Source organism: Pasteuria ramosa (genome assembly GCF_056496785.1).
Genome location: NZ_CP143099.1, coordinates 1685430 through 1710110, shown reverse-complemented (window position 1 = coordinate 1710110; position 24681 = coordinate 1685430). Strand labels below are relative to the sequence as shown.

The 24681-nt window shown below is 28.9% G+C and carries 22 protein-coding genes; 15 read left to right on the top strand and 7 right to left on the bottom strand.

The features are described 5' to 3' along the window. Nucleotides 1-102: 102 nt before the first annotated feature. The gene (locus tag VS182_RS07195; RefSeq protein ID WP_479484472.1) at nt 103-594 is read right to left on the bottom strand and encodes a CcdC protein domain-containing protein; all 492 of its coding nucleotides are present in this window, start codon (nt 592-594) and stop codon (nt 103-105) included. 234 nt (nt 595-828) lie between these two features. Here VS182_RS07195 and trpS point away from each other — a divergent pair, with 234 nt between their 5' ends. From trpS to VS182_RS07175, 4 genes are all read left to right on the top strand, one after another. Then, nucleotides 829-1824 carry a tryptophan--tRNA ligase gene (trpS, locus tag VS182_RS07190; RefSeq protein WP_479484471.1) on the top strand — a complete coding sequence of 332 codons (996 nt, stop codon included), beginning with the start codon at nt 829-831 and terminating at the stop codon, nt 1822-1824. Nucleotides 1825-2335: 511 nt separating this feature from the next. Further along, the gene (locus VS182_RS07185; RefSeq protein WP_479492572.1) at nt 2336-2479 is read left to right on the top strand and encodes a hypothetical protein; all 144 of its coding nucleotides are present in this window, start codon (nt 2336-2338) and stop codon (nt 2477-2479) included. Further along, nucleotides 2445-2711 carry a hypothetical protein gene (locus VS182_RS07180; RefSeq protein ID WP_479492571.1) on the top strand — a complete coding sequence of 89 codons (267 nt, stop codon included), beginning with the start codon at nt 2445-2447 and terminating at the stop codon, nt 2709-2711. The genes VS182_RS07185 and VS182_RS07180 overlap by 35 nt, the downstream gene beginning before the upstream one ends. Nucleotides 2712-3402: 691 nt before the next feature. After that, on the top strand, nt 3403-5079 hold the full coding sequence (locus tag VS182_RS07175) for a hypothetical protein (protein WP_479492570.1): 1677 nt from the start codon (nt 3403-3405) through the stop codon (nt 5077-5079). Nucleotides 5080-5207: 128 nt separating this feature from the next. Here VS182_RS07175 and rpsT read toward each other — a convergent pair whose 3' ends face one another. Beyond that, on the bottom strand, nt 5208-5480 hold the full coding sequence (gene rpsT / locus VS182_RS07170) for a 30S ribosomal protein S20 (protein WP_479488423.1): 273 nt from the start codon (nt 5478-5480) through the stop codon (nt 5208-5210). A gap of 109 nt (nt 5481-5589) precedes the next feature. Further along, nucleotides 5590-7497, bottom strand: a complete 1908-nt coding sequence (gene asnB / locus VS182_RS07165) for an asparagine synthase (glutamine-hydrolyzing) (RefSeq protein ID WP_479484466.1) — start codon at nt 7495-7497, stop codon at nt 5590-5592. 623 nt (nt 7498-8120) lie between these two features. On the opposite strand from asnB, the gene VS182_RS07160 reads away from it, so the two are divergent. The 5 genes from VS182_RS07160 to VS182_RS07140 all read left to right on the top strand — a co-directional run bounded on the left by VS182_RS07160 (nt 8121) and on the right by VS182_RS07140 (nt 12993). Beyond that, complete coding sequence (locus tag VS182_RS07160; RefSeq protein ID WP_479484465.1) at nt 8121-8360, top strand: hypothetical protein; 240 nt, start codon at nt 8121-8123, stop codon at nt 8358-8360. Next, nucleotides 8357-8719, top strand: a complete 363-nt coding sequence (locus tag VS182_RS07155) for a TcpE family conjugal transfer membrane protein (protein ID WP_479492569.1) — start codon at nt 8357-8359, stop codon at nt 8717-8719. The genes VS182_RS07160 and VS182_RS07155 overlap by 4 nt, the downstream gene beginning before the upstream one ends. Before the next feature lie 4 nt (nt 8720-8723). Beyond that, complete coding sequence (locus tag VS182_RS07150; protein ID WP_479484463.1) at nt 8724-11057, top strand: ATP-binding protein; 2334 nt, start codon at nt 8724-8726, stop codon at nt 11055-11057. A 50-nt stretch (nt 11058-11107) separates the two neighbouring features. Further along, nucleotides 11108-12469, top strand: coding sequence for a CD3337/EF1877 family mobilome membrane protein (locus VS182_RS07145; RefSeq protein ID WP_479492568.1), 1362 nt, complete (start codon nt 11108-11110; stop codon nt 12467-12469). 275 nt (nt 12470-12744) lie between these two features. Next, nucleotides 12745-12993, top strand: a complete 249-nt coding sequence (locus VS182_RS07140) for a hypothetical protein (RefSeq protein WP_479492567.1) — start codon at nt 12745-12747, stop codon at nt 12991-12993. A gap of 798 nt (nt 12994-13791) precedes the next feature. Here VS182_RS07140 and VS182_RS07135 read toward each other — a convergent pair. Both VS182_RS07135 and VS182_RS07130 read right to left on the bottom strand, forming a co-directional pair. Then, on the bottom strand, nt 13792-13971 hold the full coding sequence (locus tag VS182_RS07135; protein ID WP_479488689.1) for a hypothetical protein: 180 nt from the start codon (nt 13969-13971) through the stop codon (nt 13792-13794). A gap of 218 nt (nt 13972-14189) precedes the next feature. Continuing rightward, on the bottom strand, nt 14190-14417 hold the full coding sequence (locus VS182_RS07130) for a hypothetical protein (RefSeq protein ID WP_479492566.1): 228 nt from the start codon (nt 14415-14417) through the stop codon (nt 14190-14192). Between the two features lie 627 nt (nt 14418-15044). Here VS182_RS07130 and VS182_RS07125 point away from each other — a divergent pair. Then, the gene (locus tag VS182_RS07125; RefSeq protein WP_479484459.1) at nt 15045-16823 is read left to right on the top strand and encodes a hypothetical protein; all 1779 of its coding nucleotides are present in this window, start codon (nt 15045-15047) and stop codon (nt 16821-16823) included. An 863-nt stretch (nt 16824-17686) separates the two neighbouring features. On the opposite strand, the gene VS182_RS07120 is transcribed toward VS182_RS07125, so the two are convergent. Then, on the bottom strand, nt 17687-18586 hold the full coding sequence (locus VS182_RS07120; protein WP_479488687.1) for a transposase: 900 nt from the start codon (nt 18584-18586) through the stop codon (nt 17687-17689). Nucleotides 18587-18768: 182 nt separating this feature from the next. Continuing rightward, entirely contained in the window at nt 18769-18957 is a 189-nt protein-coding gene (locus tag VS182_RS07115; RefSeq protein ID WP_479492565.1) for a hypothetical protein, read from the bottom strand. A 299-nt stretch (nt 18958-19256) separates the two neighbouring features. Here VS182_RS07115 and VS182_RS07110 point away from each other — a divergent pair, with 299 nt between their 5' ends. From VS182_RS07110 to VS182_RS07090, 5 genes are all read left to right on the top strand, one after another. Further along, entirely contained in the window at nt 19257-19424 is a 168-nt protein-coding gene (locus VS182_RS07110) for a hypothetical protein (protein ID WP_479484456.1), read from the top strand. After that, nucleotides 19409-19717, top strand: a complete 309-nt coding sequence (locus tag VS182_RS07105) for a hypothetical protein (RefSeq protein WP_479488686.1) — start codon at nt 19409-19411, stop codon at nt 19715-19717. The genes VS182_RS07110 and VS182_RS07105 overlap by 16 nt, the downstream gene beginning before the upstream one ends. Nucleotides 19718-20374: 657 nt before the next feature. After that, nucleotides 20375-20656 carry a hypothetical protein gene (locus VS182_RS07100; protein WP_479484454.1) on the top strand — a complete coding sequence of 94 codons (282 nt, stop codon included), beginning with the start codon at nt 20375-20377 and terminating at the stop codon, nt 20654-20656. A 1658-nt stretch (nt 20657-22314) separates the two neighbouring features. Then, nucleotides 22315-23082, top strand: a complete 768-nt coding sequence (locus VS182_RS07095; protein WP_479484453.1) for a hypothetical protein — start codon at nt 22315-22317, stop codon at nt 23080-23082. Nucleotides 23083-23511: 429 nt separating this feature from the next. Further along, a complete protein-coding gene (locus VS182_RS07090; protein WP_479492564.1) occupies nt 23512-24330 on the top strand; it encodes a hypothetical protein in 819 nt (272 codons plus the stop codon). The last annotated feature ends 351 nt before the right edge of the window (nt 24331-24681 follow it).

Sequence of the window (24681 nt, the reverse complement as noted above, 5' to 3'; positions counted from 1 at the left end):
TATAAATTTAAGTATAAATGTTGATCTTTTGGTTTTATTATATTTATAGATTTTAATTTTATTTTTTTTTAAAATTATCAAATAATGCACAAATGACTTAGATTAATTGCTTTTTTGTGCACGTATTTTATAATAATGTCTATACAATGTCAATCTCCAAGGTACAATCATACCGAAAGCTAATAAAAAACAAATACTCCCTGTTTGTAGCCAACTAAGGTGTTGCTCGATCCAATCTCTGAGAAATAACCTAGCGACGATGATAATAACGAAGACGACAGCAAAAGCTGGAGATGGTTTCATGCGTATGTTTTTTTCTTCATCTACAGTTAAACCTGAATTTAAAATCAAGAGAGGAGATAACAATAACGAACCTGCTAATAGTGCTAAAACAGCCCATTCCCAGGATATTTTAGCTAAAGGACACAGAAACATGATAAAACCTGTGCTCATGCCAAGTGGGGGAATCAATAATGATTTAGCCGATACATTTCGCTTACTTTCTTTGACGCGTAGAAAGATAATCCCTATTGATACCAAAATACCAAAACTTAGGATGAGCCAATCCAACACACTTTTATCGAAGTTGAACATTTTTAAGCCTCCTTTTTAGGTACAAGCTTTTTAATATATCATAGCTTTAAAAAATTCCGACTGCTGATGTTGACAACTATCGTATGTTTGTTTATATATACTATCATTTTATATGTAAACACCACAATCACTTTATGCGCCCTAATTGGGATATGATGTGTTTATATAAACAATATTTTAAATTAAATTAAAATGACTATATCGTTTTTGCGATATTTTCATATAAATAAGGGGATGGCAGAATTGATAACAGTTCTTACAGGTATACAAGCTAATGGTGATTTGCACATGGGTAATTATTTAACAGCGATGAGGTTGCTTTTAGACCTACAGAATAAAGGATATAAATGTTATTTTTGTATTGCGGATTTACATGCACTTACTGTAAGACGTGATCCTTCTGTTATCCAAGAAGCTGTTAAAAATATTATTGCTCTTCATTTGGGGGCTGGTATAGATAAAGTAGAGATTTTTTTACAATCATCTATACCAGCCCATAGTGAAGCTGCTTGGCTTTTGCAATGCGTTACGCCTATGGGTGAATTATCTAGGATGACGCAATTTAAACAAAAGAAGGGTATAGAATCAAATAATACTACTTTGGTAGGATTATATACTTATCCAGTTCTTCAAGCAGCAGATATTTTATTATACCAGGCTGATTTAGTACCGGTGGGTGAAGATCAAAGACAACATATTGAGTTAACGCGTAGCATAGCAGGGCGCTTTCAACATCTTTTTGGGCGAGAGGTTTTTAAATTGCCTGAGCCTATGATTTCTAAAGATGCTGCTCGTATCATGTCCTTAGATAATCCCCTATGTAAGATGAGTAAAAGTGGCAATCCTTCCGGATGCCTTTACTTACTCGATACAAAAGATAATATTGCCAAAAAGATAAAAAAAGCAGTTACCGATAGTGATGGCCATATCTTTTATGATCCTGTTAACAAGCCGGGTATTAGCAATCTTCTTGTGATTTATAAAATGCTTACAGATTATTCTATAGATAAAATTGTGGATAATTATAGTGGAAAAGGCTACGGTATCTTTAAAAAAGATCTTATAGAAGTAATTTGGAACTGTTTGAGTTTGTTGCAAGAAAATTATAAACAATATATTAATTCGGATATATTGTTCGAAAAGCTAAAACAAGGTAACGCCACAGCTTCAATTGTAGCAAATAAAACGTTAGTTGACATGAGACAATCAATGGGTTTATTGAAGATTTAATTTATCTATAACTAAAATTTATTCATAGGCAATCAATTATTTATATAATAATTTCCCTTTCTTTTAGGTTGGAGTTTGGTTAAAATTTTATCCTCTTAATAATATATAACATACCTTAATGAATTATCTATATAACTTTTTTTATAATAATTTTTTGGTTTAAATTTCTTTCACTAAAGAAGGTGCATTAATATTTTAGAAAAATCTTTCGAAGTAGGGATATAAAGCTCTATTATTAGGAGATACAGGACCAGTAGGCCCCACAGGTCCAGAAGGCCTACTGGGAATTACAGGCTCACAAGGCCCGGAGGGAATTGCAGGTGTACAAGGCCTTTCGGGGATTACATGTGTACAAGGCCCCCAAGGGCTTCAGGATGCTGATGGAGTACAAGGAATCCAGGGAATACAAGGCCCAGTAGGGGACACAGTCCCCCAGGGACTAACAGGAGCAACGGGCCCGACCCTTGGTTCTATTAATGCTTTCTATATAAGTTCAGCAACTAATACAGTAGTGCCAAATAATAGTCATATAATTTTTGATGTTCTTAAGGTCCAAAATGGACCTGATATTTCTGGTTTATTACCAGGAACAGATATTATTTTAGCTGGACAGCTATCTTGTGAACGTCATACATTTTGCCTCTTTTTGTGGTAGTTGTTGTCCATCGCAATTTAATTTTAGCGTGGGTTTACTTTTGGATAATTCAGTTATTGATACTTTTTCTATGCTTGTTAAGTCTAAACCATCTAACTATTTACGGGAAGAAATTGTTTTAAATGCTATAGTACAAACACCTCCAGGACCATCGAATTTACTAAATGTTTTCAATAACGTAGATGCTTTTACAAATAAATCGGCACTTATTACTATTGTTGAATTGATCTAGTTGTATGTTTTGATTGGTTAAAAAAACTTTGTTTATTTTATCCCCTATATCAATTTTATAGGGGATTTTTTAAAATATATAATTGTATATTTTAACTTTATTTATATACCTGCACCACTCTAAAATAGAATTACAAATTAGATTTTAATAATTAAATTATGCATAAAAAATATATAATTATTACTTGATTATTTATAAGCAAAGAATTAATTAATAGCGCATGAAATTCATATACATCAGATATTGATATTTTGACTATTAAAAATTAACTTACCTTTACAAGGGTAATCTTAATAACATTTATAATTATGCTGTTATTCGTCCCTAAAAAGATTGATAAGGTTTTTATCCTTCTAAAATCACAGATCTTATCTTTATAGATATAACATTGATTAATTAACCGATACTAAATTATTATTAAAAAAGATAGTAAATTTAAACTTATTTTATCACAGTAAAAGTTAATATATCTTTCTATATATATCAATTGATATCTACAAAGACCCTGGAGAGTTACTTGATATTTTTTTTCAATGTTTTTTATATATATAAATATATACAGATTAAGTAAAGCTACTTAATGTTTTAAATATATATAAAAATATATACATTTTTATTAAATATATATGAAAAAAGAGATAAACTTATCATATAAATATTTTATTATTTTAAAAGAAGGTGTTGTATTATTTTGGAACGTTTTTTTGGAATTACTAATGTTTGTGTTAATTCTTACAATAAAAATTGTGTACCTTTTGATATGAATGATTATCCATGGGTTTTAAATAAAATTTCTTTGACATGTATACCAACAGGACCAACAGGACCAACGGGACCAACAGGAGTAACAGGAGCGACGGGACCAACAGGAGTAACAGGAGCGATGGGACCAACAGGAGTAACAGGAGCGACGGGACCAACAGGAGCAACTGGTCCGCCTGTTGATATTGATTTTATATTAATTATAGTAGTTATATTAATTATAGTATTAGTGCCGTTATTATCTCGTGGAGCAACGGGAGACACAGGAGCAACGGGGATAACAGGAGCAACAGGAATAACAGGAACCACAGGAATAACAGGAACCACAGGAATAACAGGAACAACAGGAGATACCGGAGCAACAGGAATAACAGGAATAACAGGAATAACAGGAACCTCAGGAATAACAGGAGATACCGGATTAACAGGAGATACAGGAACAACAGGAGATACCGGAGCAACGGGGATAACAGGAACAACAGGAGATACCGGAGCAACGGGAGTAACAGGAACAACAGGAGATACCGGAGTAACAGGAGATACAGGAACAACAGGAGATACCGGAGCAACGGGGATAACAGGAACAACAGGAGATACCGGAGCAACGGGAGTAACAGGAACAACAGGAGATACCGGAGTAACAGGAACAACAGGAGCAACGGGAGATACCGGAGCAACGGGGATAACAGGAACAACAGGAGATACAGGAGCAACGGGAGTAACAGGAACAACAGGAGATACCGGAGTAACAGGAGATACCGGAGCAACGGGAGATACAGGAGCAACGGGGATAACAGGAACAACAGGAGATACAGGAGCAACGGGAGATACCGGAGTAACAGGAGATACCGGAGTAACAGGAGATACAGGAGCAACGGGAGACACAGGAGCAACGGGGATAACAGGAACAACAGGAACAACAGGAGATACCGGAGTAACAGGAGATACCGGAGCAACAGGAGTAACAGGAGACACAGGTGTAACGGGAGTCACAGGAGTCACAGGAGCAACAGGAATAACAGGAGATACCGGAGTAACAGGAGATACCGGAGCAACGGGGATAACAGGAACAACAGGAGATACCGGAGTAACAGGAGATACCGGAGCAACGGGAGTAACAGGAACAACAGGAGATACAGGAGTAACAGGAGATACCGGAGCAACGGGAGTAACAGGAACAACAGGAGATACCGGAGCAACGGGAGATACCGGAGCAACAGGAATAACAGGAGATACCGGAGCAACAGGAGCAACGGGAGATACAGGAGCAACGGGGATAACAGGAGCAACAGGAATAACAGGAACAACAGGAGATACCGGAGTAACAGGAGATACCGGAGCAACGGGAGTAACAGGAACAACAGGAGATACAGGAGCAACGGGAGATACCGGAGCAACAGGAGCAACGGGAGATACAGGAGCAACGGGGATAACAGGAGCAACAGGAATAACAGGAACAACAGGAGATACCGGAGCAACAGGAGCAACGGGAGATACAGGAGCAACGGGGATAACAGGAGCAACAGGAATAACAGGAACAACGGGAGTAACAGGAACAACAGGAGATACCGGAGTAACAGGAGCAACGGGAGTAACAGGACCTTGATTTAGATTTTTAGATTATATTTTTATGATTTCATTTTAATATTTCTTTTTTTCAGTTTTATATTTTTAATAATAAATAAAAGAAAGGACCTGCTTTTTATATTTTTGCAGGTCCTTTCTTTTATTTATTTATTTGCTTATGCTGTTAAGTTGTTTTGTTAGTTGTGATTTGTGACGAGCTGCTTTATTAGGATGAATTATGCCTCTTCTTGCATTTTTGTCTAAAATGCTTACAGCTTCCTTAAGCATTTTTAAGTATTCATCTTTTGTTTTATCTTCTTTTTTAATTTCTAAGGTGTATTTTTTTATTATGGTTCTCATTCTAGACTTTTTTGTCATATTTCTTTGTCTGCGTTCTTCTGATGTTCTAACTCTTTTGGCGGCAGATTTTATATTGGCCATATTAGATAACTCCTTTCTTGTTCATTTTGTTCATAATTATATTAGTTGAACTGACTGCTATTTTAATCTTTTGTATTATATGTTGCAATATCCCAGTTTTTTTGTTTCTTTATAAAGACATAATATTTGATTTAAAATCAGGTTGAATGCTTATGCTATGAAATCTATTCATATAAATCTCATACCAGATTAAAAAAATAATTATTGCCCATAATTTTCTTTCATTATTTTCTTTTCCGTTAAAGTGATTATCCAATAGCAATAGAGCATAATCTATGTTAATTATAGGATTATCATCTGAGTTTATAATTATTTCTTTAGCCCATTTATATAAATCATTTTTAAACCAAAAATTTAAAGGTACAGGAAAACCTAATTTAGGACGATTAATTACTTCTTTTGGTAAGTATTTATTCAATGATTTTCTTAGGATCCATTTTGTTGTATCTTCATTTATTCTGTACCTAGTTGGTATTTTGTGAGCTGCTTCAAAAACTTTTTTATCTAAAAAAGGTGTACGAGCTTCAAGTGAATTAGCCATGGACATTTTGTCTACTTTAACTAAAATATCACCTTTTAACCAAGTATGTATATCGATATGTTGCATTCTGGTTACGTCATCTAAGTGACTATTTTGTTCATAAAGTGGAGAAGTGATATCTTGGGGACCGCTATAATTTGTTGGGGCCAATAATGCTTCACTAAACAGTCGATTTTTTAATTTTTCCGAGAAAATATTAGCATTGCCAATAAAACGTTGTTCAAGGGGTGTGAAACCTCTGCGGAGATAATTTATGCCGTAGCGGTCGTTTATAATACCTGTGCTTTTTTTTAACAAATTTTTAATATTATTAGGTATAAATTTAAACATACGCAAGGCTTGAGGTTCTTTATAAATACGGTAACCACCGAAAAGTTCATCAGCACCTTCACCAGATAAAACAACTTTTACATGTCTTCGTGCTAATTGTGTGATGAAATAAAGCGGTATAGCTGCTGGGTCGGCTACAGGCTCGTCCATATGCCAGATGATTTTAAATAAGTTATTTTGAAAATCATCAGCTGTAACTATTAGCTCATAATGTTTTGTTTCTAAATATTTAGCGATGATTTTTGCCTTAGGTAGTTCATTAGATTCTTCAAATGGGAAACCAACAGAAAATGTACTTAATTCACCATGCTTTCTGAGTATAGCGGCTACCGATGCAGAATCAATACCTCCAGATAGCAGTGTACCATATGGTAGATCCTTGCTACGATGGATAGCAATGGAATCATCAATACCTTTTTCTATATCAGATATATGCTGGTCTAAAGTTATATTTTTATCAGGTTTAAAAATTAGATCGTGATATTTTTTGATAATCAAGTTTTTTTCATTGTTCTGCGCATCCATGATAAAATAACTACCGGCTGGTAGTTTATAAATATTTTCAAACATAGTTAATGGTTCAGGTACATATTGAAAAGTAAAATAATGATATATAGCATTTATATTTAATGAACGTGAAACACCTTTATACATAAGCAAGCTTTTGGTTTCGGAGGAAAATACAATACCGTGCTCGTTTTGGGTATAAGAAAGTGGTTTTATACCGAAAGGATCTCTTGCTCCAAACATTAGCTTTTTTTTACTATCCCAAATAACGAAAGAGAACATACCTCTTAAGTATTTAGGTGTTTCATATCCTACTAATTCATATAAGCCTAAAATAACTTCGGTATCAGACTTTGTTTGACATACATATCCTCTAATATTTAAAAAATATCTTAATTCATCATGATTATAAATTTCACCATTAAAAACGATCCAAACGTCACCGGAGGGATTTTGCATGGGCTGACGGCCGCCGTGTTCATCGACAATTGTTAACCTTCTGAAGCCAAATCCTGTACGTTCTTTAATTATGTAACCGTTTTCATCAGGCCCTCTGTGTTTAATTATTTCCGTCATTTGACTTAATTTTTCTCGGTCTAGAGGGTAATTCCATTGATGTATTGCCACAAAACCACACATTGGATCTTTTCTACCCCCTTTGTAGTTCATTGTTGATAGTTAAGACGTGATTTTTGGGATACTTTACACGGCCTTTAAAAAAATCCATTTCACATTGTGGTATTTTAGCAGAAGAAGTTAAAAAGTGAAACTATTATCTCGATATTCTAAAATATAACTCATATTTTTGTACGGGGTCAACATGGAATAATATGAGAATATTCTCTGGGTATATTAGCATATAAAAATATAATATTCAAAAATATACTAATGATGTATTTTTGTGTTCATTATTTTTTATTTTTACCTAGGTGGTTTATTTTTTAATATTATTATTTATATATAAAAAATATATAAAAACTATATATATTAATGTTCTTTTATATTCTTATTTATTTTTATCAATTACTTTTATTATATATAAATATTTTTTATGTAATTTTATAAATCCTATAATAAAAGTTATATTTTTAATAAAAGATATATTTTCATACTAATGTTTTTTGGCTTTAAATATTTGATTTCCTTGTATTATTTTTAATATTTTTCACAAATATTGCAGGTAACTATCTTTATATTGTTGAAATATATTTAGATGATGATAATGATCGTTGTTTGAGTTGGTTTTTTGGAGGTGTTTCTTGATGTTAGAGTTACTTAGTCCGGCTCAACGATTACAAGAAACCATAAGTTCAGAAGTTGGTTCTTTATTTTTTATAGCTGTTGTTGTGGTAAGTTTAATGCTTTTTTGGAAACGAGCTTTTGGACCTTTTGTTGGGTTTATTTTTTTTTCGATGTTGGTGAGTGTATTTATTTTTCAACCACAGATTATTTCTAAGCTTGGTGTGATGGGCTTTAAATGGTTATTTGGTGATTATTTATGAAAACATCATATATATATAATAACATTTTTAAAATAGACAGAAAGATTTATGAATTAATGGGTTTTTCTTTACCAAAGCCTATTTTATATCAACAATTTTTTATTTTTTTGGCTCAGATATTATTTTTGCTTATGCTCAATAATTATTTCTTTATATCTGCGATACAATTATTTTTATGGCCTGCTTTTTTTACTTTTTTTCTTACACAAAAAGATAGATTTGATCGTTTTTTTTATCTTTTTATTTGGATTTGGTTAATTAAACATTTCAAACCTAGATATATATTTTATCATACGCCGCATATTTTTTTGCAAAAGAGGATTTGTTTTACAGGGAAAATCAATTTGTTTAAGGAGTGAATTAATGTATAAATATTTTCCTGTGATAGATTTGTTAGCTAACATGGTTGTTCGTAAAAAAGATTGTATAATGGCTTACTATGAATTAGATCCTTGGCATTACAATTATCATTCAAATAATAAGAAGATGCAATTTTATAATTATTTGCAAAATTTTTTTACTAGTATAGATACAGCCGTACATTTAATTATGTTGCCGCATTTTTGTTCTTTTTCTTCATGGTTATCAGCTCAGAAACAAAAAATATATACACCTTTTTCAACTTTGGGGCAAAAACATATTACTGATATGGAAGATCTTTTTCATAACGCTTATCGATATCGTTTTATTTTAGGTGTCGAAATAACAATGCTTCGTAAACATTTGGATTGGGAAAATTTTAAAAATAGTATACGTGATTTTTGTTTACACTTTAATGTTCTACCTTTACATAAAGGATATGTAAAAGATTTAATGCAAGAGGAGCATAAGAAATATATAAGATTGCGAGAGTTTTTACCTATCCGTCGTTTAACACAACATGAGCTTATAAGTTTAATTCAGGATGCTTTTCAGAGAGGATTGACTTTACCTGATTTTAATATTTCCCATCTTAATTTAGCTAAAGAAGGATGTTTGGATTTAAGTCAAGGTTACAGTATAGCTGTGACAAAGTTGTTAAAAGGTAAGAAGCATAAAAATTATATTTCTTTCATGGAATTGGTGCAATTTCCGACATGTTTTACAATTCCTAATGAAGAATGGATCTATATTTTTCAACAATTACCATTTCATGTTGAATTCTCATTAAGATCTATGCCACTTTCTTCATCCAAGGCTATTGCTATTGTTTCTCGTAAGCAGAAAGAATTAATAGCTGAAGGTGAATATATGGAAAAAAGTGGTTATACTTTACCTGCTTCGCTTGTTGAGGGCCGTAATGAGGCTAAAATTTTAATTGATCTTTTGCGTTCTAAGCAAACAACTTTACTTAAAACTTCAGCTACAATAGCTGTTTCTGCTCAAAATCCAGATATTTTAGCACAGTATATTGAACAAATACAAGATTTCGCTAAACAATACGGCCTTTATTTGGATGTGCCTTACGGTAGACAATTACCATTGTTTGAAGCTTGTTTGCCTGGGATGCATAAAAATGGTTATCATCATTATTTAACGTCTGATGTTTTAGCATCTAGTATGTGGGGTGTAACAAATAACTTAGGTGATCCTGATGGTTTATGTATTGGGAAGAGTGGTGCTAAACCTATTTTATTTCAGCCTGCCAGAGGATTATATGATAAAACCTTGAGTACAACGGTATCTACTGTTGTAGTCGGATCTTCTGGAGCTGGCAAATCTTTGCTCGGTAATTTACTTTCTTATCAAGCTATTTTAACAGGTGCAAAGGTCTTGATCTTTGATCCAAAAGATGAAAGAATCCACTGGTTTAAGCAATTGCACTATTTAGCACCATTTTTATCTTCTATACGCTTAAGTCCTGGTATTAAAGATCGTGGTAAATTGGATCCTTTAGTTAGTATTGTACATGATGAAGAACGCTTACCTGCGGCAAGAACAGCTAAATGTATTTTACAACTTTTATTACAAGCTGATGATTGTACTCATATTTCTATGCTTATTAGTCAAGCTGTCGACAAAGTACTAGCTATGCCTAAACCAAATATGTTGAAAGTGGTGGATAAGTTTAAGCAAATAGCACCAAGTGAGCAAGCTGCATGTGATTTACTTCATTATTTTTCATATAGTGATCGTGTATCCTTATTATTTGCTCATGATGATGTTAAGGCTATTACGATTCATAAACCATTAACGATTTTGCATATGCAACAGAGCGGACTTATGCAATCAACCAATTTTGATCGGTTTAGCTCTGCTTTATGGATCGCCTTGTCTGATTTTGCTCGTCGGTTTACACAACAAAAAATTGAGCAGTTTAAAATGGTATTGTTTGATGAAGCTTGGCAAATGTTTAAAAGCAGTATAGGATGCCATATGCTTGAAGAGCTGATACGCACAGGTCGTAGTTATAATGCGGCTGTTTATATGGTTAGTCAGTGTCCTAAAGATTTTTTACAAGACAGTATACTTGCTAATCTCGGATATCGCTTTATTTTCCGTTGTTCAGATGAACGCGAAGCTGAAGATGCTTGTCGTTTAGCTAACATCGACCTCAGTTATCGAGACATGATTTTAACATTAAAGACAGGGCAGTGTTTATTTTCTGATTTAAATCAAAATGTAGAACGCTTAAATGTTTGTGTTCCAGAGTCTAACCTCTTTCAGGTTTTTGACACTAGACCTGATATATCGCACAAAAGAGCTACAAGCATATGAAGGGGTTTGTGAAGTTTACTTTGCTTTGTATTTTTAGTTTAAATATTTTTTTGTCCACTTTTACGTTAGCTAAAGAGACGACACCTTATTTATTAATTGATACTTTAGCTCCTTTGCCGACAGAAGCTACTCAAAAAGCACAAACCGATGGTTATAATCCTTTATGGACTAGCTATAGTGTTAGTTCTTATCAATTAGAACAACAAATGATATCTAAATCTAATTTGGATTTTGAACATATTATAACTAACGCTATCCATTACCTGGTACATCAAATAAATAATTTAGGTTGGCAAACACTGCTTGTGTGGAATTTTACAGTTTTGCGTCTTGTTATGAGTGCTTTTTCCTTAGATTTTATAGAGCCTTTAGCTCATATTGTTGAAAATGCTGTTCGAACATTATCGGGTTATGAAAGTGGTTATTATCGTCAAGGTAGCCTTTGGGGCAGTCTTCTGATGACCATGATTATTTTAGCCGGTGTTTGGTTCATTTACTACGGTATGCTTAAACAACGTCTTCTATTAGCTTTAGGAGCTATGATGAAACTCATAGCGATCCTTATTTTGGGTACAGCTTACTTTTCACATGCAGGTCCTATTTTGCTTACCATGAATGAAGCTAGCAGATTTGTAGGACAGGAGATTATGGCCATTGATTTACTGTTAGATAAGAAGCAGCAAAGTTTTAAAAAATCGTCATATGTTATATCGATGATGGCATCTGATCAACTATATAGAATACTTGTATACGAACCTTATGTTATTTTACAACATGGTACATTAGATATGACAAATAACAAACAGCGTATTCATAATATATTGGATTCACCTATAACATCTGAAATAAGACAAGCTTATATCGAAGATGAAAAACAGCTTTACGGGAATATGATGGTTACAGAAGCTGGAACTTTTCAGAGGTTGTTATTGATCGGTATATTAATGTTTACACATGGGATATTGGGGCTACTTTTTCTCTGCATGGCAGGTATGATTCTCATATATCAAGTACTCTTTTTATTAATTGCTTTATTTGCCCCTTTAGTTTTATTAGCTGCTCTATACCCTTCTTTAGCTAATGTAAGCGTGGCTTGGATGCGTAAATTATTAGAATTTCAAGTTTTGAAATTATTAGCAGGCGTTTTTTTTAGTGTTTTGCTTATTTTTTCACGTTTATTGTATGACTTTAAGATAGTAAAGCAATTTGGTTATATAGGGATGTTATTTTTACAGTTAATTTTAATTGTAGGTGTTATCTGGAAAAGAGCTACATTATTAAGTATTTTTAACATTCAAACTAAGACTAAATTTTCCTTAAATTTGTCTCAAATGAAAGAGTTATTAGATAATCTGGTTAATAAGGTTAAACAGATACGTAGTTATCAAAATAATGATCGTGAAGGTGAATAATCATAAAAATTTAAAGATATTTATAAAATATTTCTATATTTTAACAATATACTTAAAAATATTTATCCAAGTATTTAGTCTTAAAATATATTGATAAATATAATTAATTTATGTATAATGAATATATAAATTAATTATATTAAATTTTAATAGATTAAATATATATTTTGAAATTTCATTTATTATAAAAATCGAAAATATGGAAGATATTGTTTTTTAAATTACAGTGGTAAAATAAAATTATGATGATAAAAAAAATAAAGCAAGTTATCGTAATGGCTATGATAACTACTTCTAATAATATTTTTAATATCATTAGAGGAAAAGATGGTTTGTCTAAGTATAAAGTTTATTTAAGTAGATCAGTTCAACCTTATTTAAATAATATTATTTATCTTAAAGGTGATGAACAACGTAAGCAGTATTTATTAGAATTAGATTTTAGTACGATTAATACCTTAGAAGTCGAGTTAAAAAGAGCACACTACGAATATAGATCAAATGTTATGCTGTCTGTACGTTAATAATAATAGGATATTTTTTATCATAATTATTTTAAAAAAATATATCAAGAATATTTTTTATAATAAAAATAATTTAATCTATATCGAAAGCAGATTATTGGGATTTATAATCCAATATCTGCTTTTATATTAAAATTTGCAACAAAAAGTTTGATATATTTGCTATATTATTTAATTCCTTTATTTTTATTATTGTATTTTAACTTTATGCATTTATTATATAATATTTAAATTGCACGACCTAATTATTTCTAAAATTATAATGTACTTGTCCATAAATATTAATATAGCCGATTAGTAATGGTCTAATTTAATTCACAAAAATAGCCATTATCCTGAACGTGCTGGAAAATGCAGTAAAAAATTTTAAATTAATTTTGGGCGCAGTTTCCCTATGCAACTCTTAGTTGTTTTTGAATTTGGCTAAGAGAAGCACCTTATTGAGCTTTTTCATATATATTTAATAAAACAGCTTTTCGTTGCTTTTATATATATATTTATACCATTAAGCAGATTTACTTCGCCTATATATACACATAAAATTGAAAAAAACAATATCAAAGAAAAGTAACGATTCAAGGACTTTGTGGATATAACTTGATATCTATCGAGAGATAGATTAACTTTTACTGTTCTAAAATAAGTTTCAATTGACCATTTTTTTTCATAATAATTTAGTATTTGTTCATTACTCAACGTTATATCTATGCTAATAAAAGCTCTCATTTTAGCAAGATTAAAACCTTTAACACCTTCTAAATAAAGAATAACAACAGCATTATCAATTTTATTAAGCTTTCACTCATAATGATATACCCTATAATGGCCATTTTGGATGGGCACAACATCAGTATCTGCCTTTTTGATATATGCAGCAAATTCATTTAGAGATTGCTTAATTACTTTTGGATAAAACAGGCGATTGTTTTTTAATCCAGCAATAACATAACAACCTTTTTGAGCATTTGTGTCAAACATTGATTTTAAAGCATACCAAGAATAAATCAAAACATATATTTTTTGACCTAATTCAGGTAATTATTTAATCATGTCCCTTCTATGTTAATTTTATTATTTTTTTTAAGGGACATATCTTTCTGTAGCGAATTGATATATCGAATCACCAGTAAGCAGCAGCTCTTGAACAACGGCATGACCATAAACATCTAAGGAAGAATAATGACGACTAGCTTCTTCTATAGCATTAACAGCTTTTGACGAGGGCTTTTTTTTCTACAGACAGTATCGTCAATTATACAAAAGATTTTTTGGTCATTTTTCTTAGCTTGGGTTTGGATTTCATCATAAGAAACTTGATGAACTATTCTTTTTAAAAATCCTTCATCCCATTTACCTTTTGAAAGCATATCACTGATGCTTCTTATATCCCCATTATTCAAGCTTTTACGATGAATATCTGTCAATATACCTTTAAAACCATCAGATAATATTCCATTTAACATATATTTGTAATATTATTTAAAGAAGGCTTGGTAAAATAGAGTTATAGCTTCCATTCTTTACAACATTTGCTCAAACCCTCTTTATTGTGGTAAATTATTTGTATTAGACATCCTTTTTCTGCTCCATGTGGTTTATTTTTGGTAATTATATCTTACACAGAGGAGAAATATATTTCTATTTTTATACCTGGTTTCCTTCTTAAAATCTAATTTACAATTTTTTACTGCATTTTTCTGCATGTACAGCATTATCATAGCTTTTAGTGCTTTCTATTAAGCCCTTAAACTCTCTTCACATTGATTCTTGGCAAAGTCCCGTATATTTTTTATACAGATATTAATTATGAAGATATTAATTATGAAGATATTAATTATGAAGATATTAATTTATTATCTAATTATATTTTGGTAAAATAAAAATAATTATTAATTTTTAGGTATTTTTTAGGTATAATGTATATTATTAATTTGAAAATTACATATCATTAAATCCATATTGAAAAATAACTTTTTCAATATTATTTTAGTAATAATAACTATATATAATCTTTTTTTATGATTAATTTATTTGCAAATAGAGGTGTTATAGTGAAAAATAATAAAAAAATAATAAAACAATTTAAAAAAATTTTATTACCTACAATTCTTATTATGGGTAGTTCATCTATGTATGTTAATGCTTCTAGTGATAAATTATCTATAGTACCAAAAGAAGGACTTGAAACAGGAGATGAAATTATAGATGATAAATTAAATATAGAAAAATTAGAAAAAAAATTAAAAGATTCACAAGAAAATTTTAAAAACATAGAAAACGAATTACAAACTTCTATTTTAAAGCAATCAGAACTTAAGGAAGAATCAGAAGCTGTATTTTATTTTAGAGAAGTAAAAGACATAATTATTGAAGTAGATTCTCTTATTCAGAATGTTGATAGTCATAATTTGGTGTTATCTCCAGATAAAGAGGTATTTAATCAAAAGTCCAAGCTCTTAATTAATGAAGCTAAAGAACTTAAAGAAAAATTAAATTCATTTATCTATGAGGGACTTCGAAAAATAGATAATGACTTACGATATGCTTATAAAAGGTTAAAAAAAATCAGAGAAGACTTAACTCTAGATTTAGAAAAAATTAAAGATACTATAAAGGGACCATATATTAAAGGGATATTTGATAGGATTTTATTTATATCAAAACGTTTAGATATGGCTAGAAGTGCTGATATCAATGATTATATTATAGACAAGAATACAGGTCTCTACCTACTATCAGACATATCTTTATCTAAAAATGAAATTAAATTAGGCGATAAAATATTGGATAAAGAAATAAAAAAACTGGATTATTTATTTGCGGAATTTATATCAGAATTGAATGCAATGTTAATAAAAAAACTAGAATTCACCAAGACATCGTTAGAAAATATTCAAAGTCAATCTTATGCTGACCTTGTAAATGGATCTTTGATAAAGGAATTGTCAATTTACAATTCTTTATATCATACAAGTTTTGGTATAGCTGATATTTTAATTAAAAAACCTGGTTATGAAAATAGAAGCGATAAATTCAAGGAGCAATTTAGAGAATTTTTGGATAAATATGAGCCATTGGCTAATAATTTATATGACAAATTATACAATGAACTAGAAGTTGTACAAAATCAACTAAAAATTCCACAAAATCCATCAGAACAAATAACAAAACAGACTCTTGATTCATTAAATGATAACTATAGCCAATTGGTTGATATTTCTAAATCACTGGGTTTAGATAAAACACAAGAAATTCAATATAGAATTGATAATTTATATCAAAAAAGGCCAACCTTATTTAAAGATATTAATCCAGGCATAGTAGTAACTAAATCAGATATCAATCCAGGCATAGTAGTAACTAAATCAGATATTAATCCAGGCATAGTAGTAACTAAATCAGATATTAATCCAGGCATAGTAGTAACTAAATCAGATATTAATCCAGGCATAGTAGTAACTAAATCAGATATTAATCCAGGCATAGTAGGAGGCACTAAATCATATGAGGATTCGAGCATGATAGAAATTTCAACTAGACCATTCGATACAAGTTACCTAATAGCTGTTTTAGAGCTATCTAAATCATCAGAGCCTTTTGTTACTAAAACCGAAATATTATCAGAAAATAATTCATATGATAAATGTATTGCCAAAATCATGGATTATATTCGAAAATTTAGTTATAATCAAAATAGTTTAGAAGAAATATATAAGCTTTTTGAAAATGAGTTTGGTCCAGATATTGATAGGAATAAGGTATATAAATTTTTATCAATAGTTATGAAGATGATTAATGATTACTGTACTTGCCAAAAAAATAGGCCATAATTTTTGATATTTAAAAATGAACTTAAAAAGTTTATTATAATCTAAATTAGAATATTATTTTTTATATAAAAGTTGATTTTTCTTTTTAAGTCGACAAGCCCTGATATTGATTAAATTTAAACACAAACATAGTTTTTAGAATAGCGTTTAGGTTATTCTATTAGGTTCTTAAACTTTATTTGTATTTACAAGCTTAGGTAATTAAGTCAAGATACTAAACTAAATTAAACTTATAATTTATATTAATTATTTTATGTTTATAAATTATTATCAAAAAGCCTAATCTTTAGGTTTTTTATTTTATTATGATTTTTAATTGTCAATGGATAGAAAAATTATTATGAAACATAGATTTAACAATACAATTCCCATATTTAGGTTTTTGATCTAAAGGCGTACCTGAAAAGAATAATGATAAAGTACAGTTTGTTATTATCTTAATAAAAATAAATAATTTTACAAGAATGATATTATATATAGTTTATTTATAACTTATCTATTATTAAATTTATATTGATATTTTATGCTATTTTCACTATAATTATGGTGGTAATTTTTATATATTTTATTCTTTTTTTTTTTCAGTATCTGTACTTGCCAAAAAAAATAGGCCATAATTTTTGATTTTCAAAAATTAACTTGAAAAGTTTATTATAATCTAAGTTTGAACATTATTTGTTTATACAAAAGAGCGTTTTTATTTTTAGGGTAATTTAGCATACTTATGTTTAATTACTCTAAAAAGAGAATTTATATATTTGTATTTCTATAATAAATTTAATTATATTTATGGATGGCCAAAAAACAAACCTAGCTTTTTTAGGTTTTGACCATATTTATCCTTTTTAATTGTATTTGCATATTTAGGCTACCTCTTCAAATTGATAACAGTAGGACCTTAGCGCTGCTCTTAATCCTTTTTTGGCACGTGATAAAATAAGCTTCACAGATATATGCGTAGGAATATCTAAATATGATATTATCTCTTTCAAGTATGAAATGAATATATCAATCATATCTTCTATTCGATCAGCTTCTTTTTTATCCTGATATTTACGTAATCCCTGTAGGAGATTACCATTACTTGTATGTATACAATATATTGCTACAAACATTTGTAAAATTAAGTATCTATCTAAATTTTTGTTGGATATGACTTGGTATCCTTGCAAAGAAAGATAATTTTTAGCTTTTCTAAAATAGGTTTCGATTTCCCATCTGTTCGAATAATAATTTAGAATTTCTTCATTACTTAGCTCCATATCTGTGTAAATAAAAGCTTTTGCTTTAGATATATATTGACCTTCCTTAACGCAAATAAGGGCAACCGCATTGTCAATAAAATTAAGATTACCTTCATATCTATAAACACGATACTTTTGTTTTTTAATGGTAACAACTTTTGTATCTGTATTTTTTATAAAATTTAAAAACATTTTTATTTGATTTTTAATGCCCAAAGGAAAAATAACAATATCGATTTTTAATGCACCTATAAAATTAAATCCTTTTTTTAAGCTTGTTTCGATTATCTTTTTTGAAATATACCAAGAATCTACGCAAACATATGCTTTGTGATCTGGCTCAGGAGCACTAGATATGATATTGCAAGCAGTATCCATTTTATTGCTTTCTGTTTTATTAGCACGTTTAACTTCTATAGGATAGCTTAAACCATCTGTATGTAACATAGCTTGAACAATAGAATGACCATATACACTCCTTTTAGCTAAATTAGAATAATGATAACTTGCTTCTTTCATAGGGTGTTCAGCTAATTATGATGGCTTTGTCTTATGGCATACTGTATCGTCAATTATCAGAAAGTAAGGTTTATTTTTTCTCTTAGCTTGATGGATAACTTCTTCATAAGCAAAATTTTTTATGGCTTCATTAAGTGTTTTTCATTCCATTTCGAATTAATAATCATATGACTTATCGTTTGTCAACACCTGTTATAAAAGCTTTTTTTATGAATATCTGACAAAGTTTTGTTAAAGTTTTGTGACAAAATACCATCAATAATCTGCAAAATATGATTAAAAACAGATGAAGTAAATTGGGATATTAACCCCAATTTAAGAAAAAATTTGACCAAATGGGATTTATTTTTTAACCTACAATTAATAGACATTCTCTATCCCCCCTGTTGTTTTTTGTTAAGACACTTATATTCTACGCAGGTGGTAGATGAATGTCTATTTTTGTTTGTAAAATCGGAAAATATAATATATTGTAAACTTTGGAAATGCAATAATATTTTATTATTTTTATTAATAATTTACATTTTTTTACTTTTTTTCATGTAAAGAAGTATATAATATTTGATGAATTAATTCGATATAGAGGTGCTATAGTGCAAGATGAAAAAAAATAACAAATAACTTAAAAGAAATTTTATTTCCTGCAATTCTAATTATAGTCAGTTCATCTATGTATTTAAACGCTTTTAGTTATCAATTATCGATAGCATCACAAGATAGGGTTGATACAGGGTTGAAAAATCAACCAATGGATGATCAATCGAGTCTAAATATAGAAGAATGGGCAAAAAAAATCAACAGTTATAAAATGATTTCGCAGGATTGGAAAATAATCTAAAAGAAGACAGTATATATTATTTTAAAAAATCAAAAGAAATAATTGTTGAATTAGAAAAAATTATTCCAATGACATATAGATCTGATCACAGGTTATCACCTGTAAATGATAACTTAAACAATTTAATGGATAAATTATTAAATTTTTATAAAAAATTAAATGTATTTATATACAATAGGATTAAGAAAGCAGTTTATCAATTAGAAGAGGCTAAAAAACATCTGAAAAAAATGAAAGAATTAATAATCTACAATATATCCATTCACTATTTGAAAAAATATCTCAATAATTAAAATTTTTAGAAATTGCATCAAATATCGAATACGATAGTGGTAATTATGATTATATTTTAGAATCATCAGATAATAATATAGTTTCGTTGTCAAAAGGCAAAATCAAATTAGATGATAAATAAATAATTGCGAATGAGGAAATAAAAAAATTATGATTTTTGGTATAGATTAATTCAACCCAAAATAGCAGAAGCCCCATCACGACTAGAATCAATGCGAGATCAAGTGATAAAGTTTAACATTGAATCAGAAATTGGAAATGGAATTATAGAAAATTTAAAATCGTTAATTTATGAATTTTTTGAATAAATCAATCCGTATAATAGTTTAGATAATTTGTCGAATAATTTAGAATTAAAGTGATTATATTCTGAATTTCATAATCAAACATTAGAATTTAGCAAAGAATTAAACCGATTTATTTCAAAAGATTTTATTATTCAAATATAGACTGGAATAAATAGAATCAGAAATATTGATGATATATTTGATCTCAATGAATATTAATTTATAAAAGAAAAAATGGATGTAATTTCTAGAAGTTTAATATTGCTAAAAGATTATAATGCAAAGAATAAATTACAAGGATATTCTTATGAAGAAGATATAAAAAATATAGATAAACAATGTTAAAATTTGCATAGTGAATTCGATAATTTGAATAATGATTTAAAGACTAAAATAGAAAAATATGCACAAAAAGAGCTAGAAGATGCAGAAAATGCACTTAATAGCATTAAAAGCAAATCAGATATTGATATATTAAAACAAGCTCAGGAGAAATCACAAAACTTATCTAATAAATTTCTTTATTACAGAGGCTTATTAAATATAAATTATACAGATTTAAAATCCAAAAAATTATCTCTTGATCTGGAGGAAAAAATATTTAAATTAGAAGAACAATTTATTGAAAACATGCTAACTGCTATAGAATAAACCACCCAACCCTCTATAGATGGAAACAACCAAACTGATAGGGTAGAAAACAGCCAACCCGCTAAAGATGGAAAAATATTATCAGAAAAAGTAGTGGAAAGTTAATCGATGTTAAATTTATTGTGTGTAATTCTGTACATGCAAAAAAAGCAAAAAAATGTAAATTATTAGTAAAAATAAGAAAATATTATTTTATTTCCAAAGGTTACAATATATTATATTTTAAGATTTTATAAATAAAAATATACATTAATTTAGTTCCTATGTAAAATGTAAGTTTTATAAACAAAATACAACGAGAGTATAAAAAATATATATTAATTTTAGGTTAACAAAAAATCTAATTTAGTCGAATTTTTTCATGAATTGTTTTTAATATTACAATTTTTTGCACCGATCTTTAATTATCTTTTCCATATTATAGATGGTAGGTTATCTTGGGATTTTAGCGGAAATTTGTCTTATATTCATAAAAAAAACTTTTAGAATAGGATTCATTAAGTTATATGATGACTAATTAAAAATAGGATAAAAAAATATTTATTAAAGCTACGCAGGATGTTGTTTATGAAGAGATAATCAAGAAAGTTAAGAGGAAAAATAAACCTTACTTTCTGATAATTAGACTTTTTGCCAAACTCATATTATGGAAGGATCAACTATAGTACTTATTATAGTGTTTTCCTAAAGACTATAAGAAGGACTGGGTATTATATTTGAAATTTATCTATAATCTTATATGTGTAGGATAATGCAGTAAAAAATTGCAAATTAATTTCGGGTGGATTTTCCCTATATAACTCCTAGTTGTTTTTGGATTTAGCTAATAGAAACGCCAGATTTAGTTTGTGCATATATATTTTATTCTATAGCATTTTTTCTTTTTATTATAGATTTAAAACCTTCATCAATTTTAATTATCTACAATAACGCATTGAAATAAATAATACCACAGAAAATTAACAATCCAAGTATTGGGTGAATCTAACTTGATATCTAGCGAGAGATAGGGTAACTTTTACTGTGCTAAAATAATTTTCAATTGACTCTTTTTTTTCATAGAGCTTGTCTCAAAAACAATATAAACAGATTTTAAGGACTTAATCTAATGAACTAAAAGCTGTTATAATGGCTACTTTTTTTAAATTACATAAATAGTTTTAAAATATAAAGAGCTTGTCCAATAACCCATGTTAAAGAGTTTTTAAGAACCTAATTTAATGCACAAAAAGCTATTATAATGGTTATTTTTGTGTTTAAATTACACAATTACTAATTGGCTATATTAATATTTCTGGACAAGTCCAAAAAACAAACATTATTTTAATTTAAATATAAATATAGGTAATTAAAAGAATTTGCTTATGATTTTTTGAAAGAGATTTAAAAAGATTAATAATATATATTTATAATGAAAATACTAGTGTTTATATATTTTTAAATATATAAACATCATCATCGTTGTTTTTTGAATTTATGATAAAATTTTAAAAGCAACGATGATAACAATGGTTTTTTGGGATATATTTAAAATATCGACATGGGGATATTTAATACATTAGTTGTAATTAAATTATTATTCCCAATCAAAAAAAATAATTTTATGTATAGTTATATTTTGGTCAAAAATTTAATTTATAGTATAAGGAGGCTTCATTATGACTGAATTAGATTTAGATTTTTCAAGGGATATTAAGCGCAATATTTTGAAATTTAAAATTTTTTATTATACGGTATTTGCGTTTTTTTTCTCCTCATGGTTATGGTTCCTTTTTATCCTCGTTGATAATTTTGATTATTTTTTAGATAACTACCTATCTATTTATTTTGGCGTGGCCATTGGTTGTTTACCTGCGATATTTATATTGGTGATAGCTAAGATTAGAATGAATCAGAGAAGTAATTTGCATAAAAAATCAATCGCAAATGATTATAAAGATGGTTTATCGAGAATTTCATCTGAAGAAGATTGGTTATATATTTATGATTGCTTTGATAATTTTTATAGAACTGCTTATAAGAAAAATAAAATTAGCAAATCGCGATTTTTTCTTTTTTACTACCTTAGCTTTATAGTTATAATAGCTACTTTTATCTTAATGTTCATTATGCCTCAATATTTTGGTTTTATCGTTTTATTGGGTGTTTTTCTTTGGTGTTTTTTAATCAAATTACAGAAATCATTCGAGTCTTCTTGGTGTGAGACGAAGATGGATCATACTAGTTTAAATAGGGGATTATTTTTGATTTTCTTATTTTATGGAGTCATCTTATCTGCAGCTACCGACACCTATATTAATGCAATTGATATAGGTTCGGAATATGTTTCAATATATATTTTGCTATCTAATATTTTATTGTATCTGGGTTGGCGTTTTATTATTTCATCTAGATTACTAAATATATTTATCGGGTTTAAAAAATAGTTTATAATTATTTGTTTTCATAGGAAATTTTATAATATGCTTTGTGATATGTTTAATTTTTTTAATGTTTTTAATTTTTTTTTCGATATTACAAAACATATCTTTGATTTTAAGGCATATAAAAGAAGTTAGGAGATACTTGTATTATAATGTTTTATATGATATGATTTTCATAGTTCTTAATATTCGCAATATTAAATATAAGAGGTTTTTGTATAAAATCATCTTTATATTATAATAGTCATCTTTGGGATGATATCATCAAAACCTATCATTATATTATTGTATAATACATAAAATTTTTATATTCACTTCACTTCACTTCATTTCATATATGAATAATAAATTATTTTTAAATTTATACAAAACACCTCAATCTAAATATTTGAGGAGATGATTGTTTTGTGTCCAAAGTATATATTTAAAAAAATGTTAGCTATATCTAGTTCTTTAGCTATGATGGTGGCTTCATTTTCGCTTTCTTTTGGGGAAGTTGTTTTGAAAAATGATAATGGTAATGCTTTTACGAGTGTTGATAAATTTGTAGCAGGAAATGGACAAGAAAATACAGAGGCTGCTGTTCCTCTTGTTTGTTCAGATAAGGGTGATCCATTAGAAGGGGTTAAAGTAAGGTATCTTTCTAAGGAGAGAGTGAGTAAAAATTTAGATAAAGATTACCCTAGTTTAAAATCTTTATCTGATTATTTCGAAAGACATGGTTTATCTATAAGTAATAATTTAGAAAACGCTTCTGGATTTAGACTTAATTTTACAGATAAAGTTATACCTGATGAATGGAAAGCGAATTTAATAGCTAAAAGTGGTACTGATATGACGCATGGTTTTATGGTGCGTGATGTTTATGATCGTGATACGGAAGCAATTGTAGGACAAGTTGTTTATTCTAGAGGTAAATTTGAAGATGGTACTTTTATAGCTATAGCTAATATTGAAAAAGATGGTCAAAAAAGCACATATTTTTCTAATGGAAGTAAGTCAGAACATATTTTAGCTACTGAAGGAAATAAACGTTCTAAACGAGGGGACGAAGTAAGTTGTGGTATATGTAGGATTGGACATATGGTAGCCTGTGATGGTTTGTCAGGGATTGCTTGTGAGATTGCCTGTACTTCTTTAGTATTGGCTTGGCCTGCTATGTTGTCGTGTTTTTTAATGTGCGCTACAGCTGCAGGACGTTTTTGTTCGATTCCTATGAATATATCGTGTAAGTCTCATTGTAATTTTTAATCTTTTTATTAAAACAAAATTTTAGCTTAGATAATTTAAACTAAAGTTTTGTTTTTTTAATTTTTTTAACATATTTATTAGCTATTTATTAAAAAAACATATTTTAAGGGAATTGTTTTAAATTCATGATCAAAATTCTAAATTTATGATAAAATGCATAAAGTGGTTTACAGATAACTGTTTGCTTATTCATTGAGTTGCTCAAAATGTTAATTATGGAATGAGGTGTTTATTTTGCGTAATTTTGATAATTATTTTTTGCATGATAAGGATAAGACAATTAAAATTATGAAAATATTTGATTCTTTTACACAAAGTTTATTTTTATTTGGATTACTTTTGTGTTTCCAG

Excerpts from the sequence above, each read along its gene's own strand:
- VS182_RS07195 (WP_479484472.1), bottom strand. The coding sequence starts at position 594 with ATGTTCAACTTCGATAAAAGTGTGTTGGATTGGCTCATCCTAAGTTTT.
- trpS (WP_479484471.1), top strand. The coding sequence starts at position 829 with ATGGCAGAATTGATAACAGTTCTTACAGGTATACAAGCTAATGGTGAT.
- rpsT (WP_479488423.1), bottom strand. The coding sequence starts at position 5,480 with ATGGCCAATATAAAATCTGCCGCCAAAAGAGTTAGAACATCAGAAGAA.
- asnB (WP_479484466.1), bottom strand. The coding sequence starts at position 7,497 with ATGTGTGGTTTTGTGGCAATACATCAATGGAATTACCCTCTAGACCGA.
- VS182_RS07160 (WP_479484465.1), top strand. The coding sequence starts at position 8,121 with ATGTTAGAGTTACTTAGTCCGGCTCAACGATTACAAGAAACCATAAGT.
- VS182_RS07155 (WP_479492569.1), top strand. The coding sequence starts at position 8,357 with ATGAAAACATCATATATATATAATAACATTTTTAAAATAGACAGAAAG.
- VS182_RS07150 (WP_479484463.1), top strand. The coding sequence starts at position 8,724 with ATGTATAAATATTTTCCTGTGATAGATTTGTTAGCTAACATGGTTGTT.
- VS182_RS07140 (WP_479492567.1), top strand. The coding sequence starts at position 12,745 with ATGGCTATGATAACTACTTCTAATAATATTTTTAATATCATTAGAGGA.
- VS182_RS07135 (WP_479488689.1), bottom strand. The coding sequence starts at position 13,971 with ATGTTTGACACAAATGCTCAAAAAGGTTGTTATGTTATTGCTGGATTA.
- VS182_RS07120 (WP_479488687.1), bottom strand. The coding sequence starts at position 18,586 with ATGAAAGAAGCAAGTTATCATTATTCTAATTTAGCTAAAAGGAGTGTA.
- VS182_RS07115 (WP_479492565.1), bottom strand. The coding sequence starts at position 18,957 with ATGTCTATTAATTGTAGGTTAAAAAATAAATCCCATTTGGTCAAATTT.
- VS182_RS07110 (WP_479484456.1), top strand. The coding sequence starts at position 19,257 with ATGTATTTAAACGCTTTTAGTTATCAATTATCGATAGCATCACAAGAT.
- VS182_RS07095 (WP_479484453.1), top strand. The coding sequence starts at position 22,315 with ATGACTGAATTAGATTTAGATTTTTCAAGGGATATTAAGCGCAATATT.
- VS182_RS07090 (WP_479492564.1), top strand. The coding sequence starts at position 23,512 with ATGTTAGCTATATCTAGTTCTTTAGCTATGATGGTGGCTTCATTTTCG.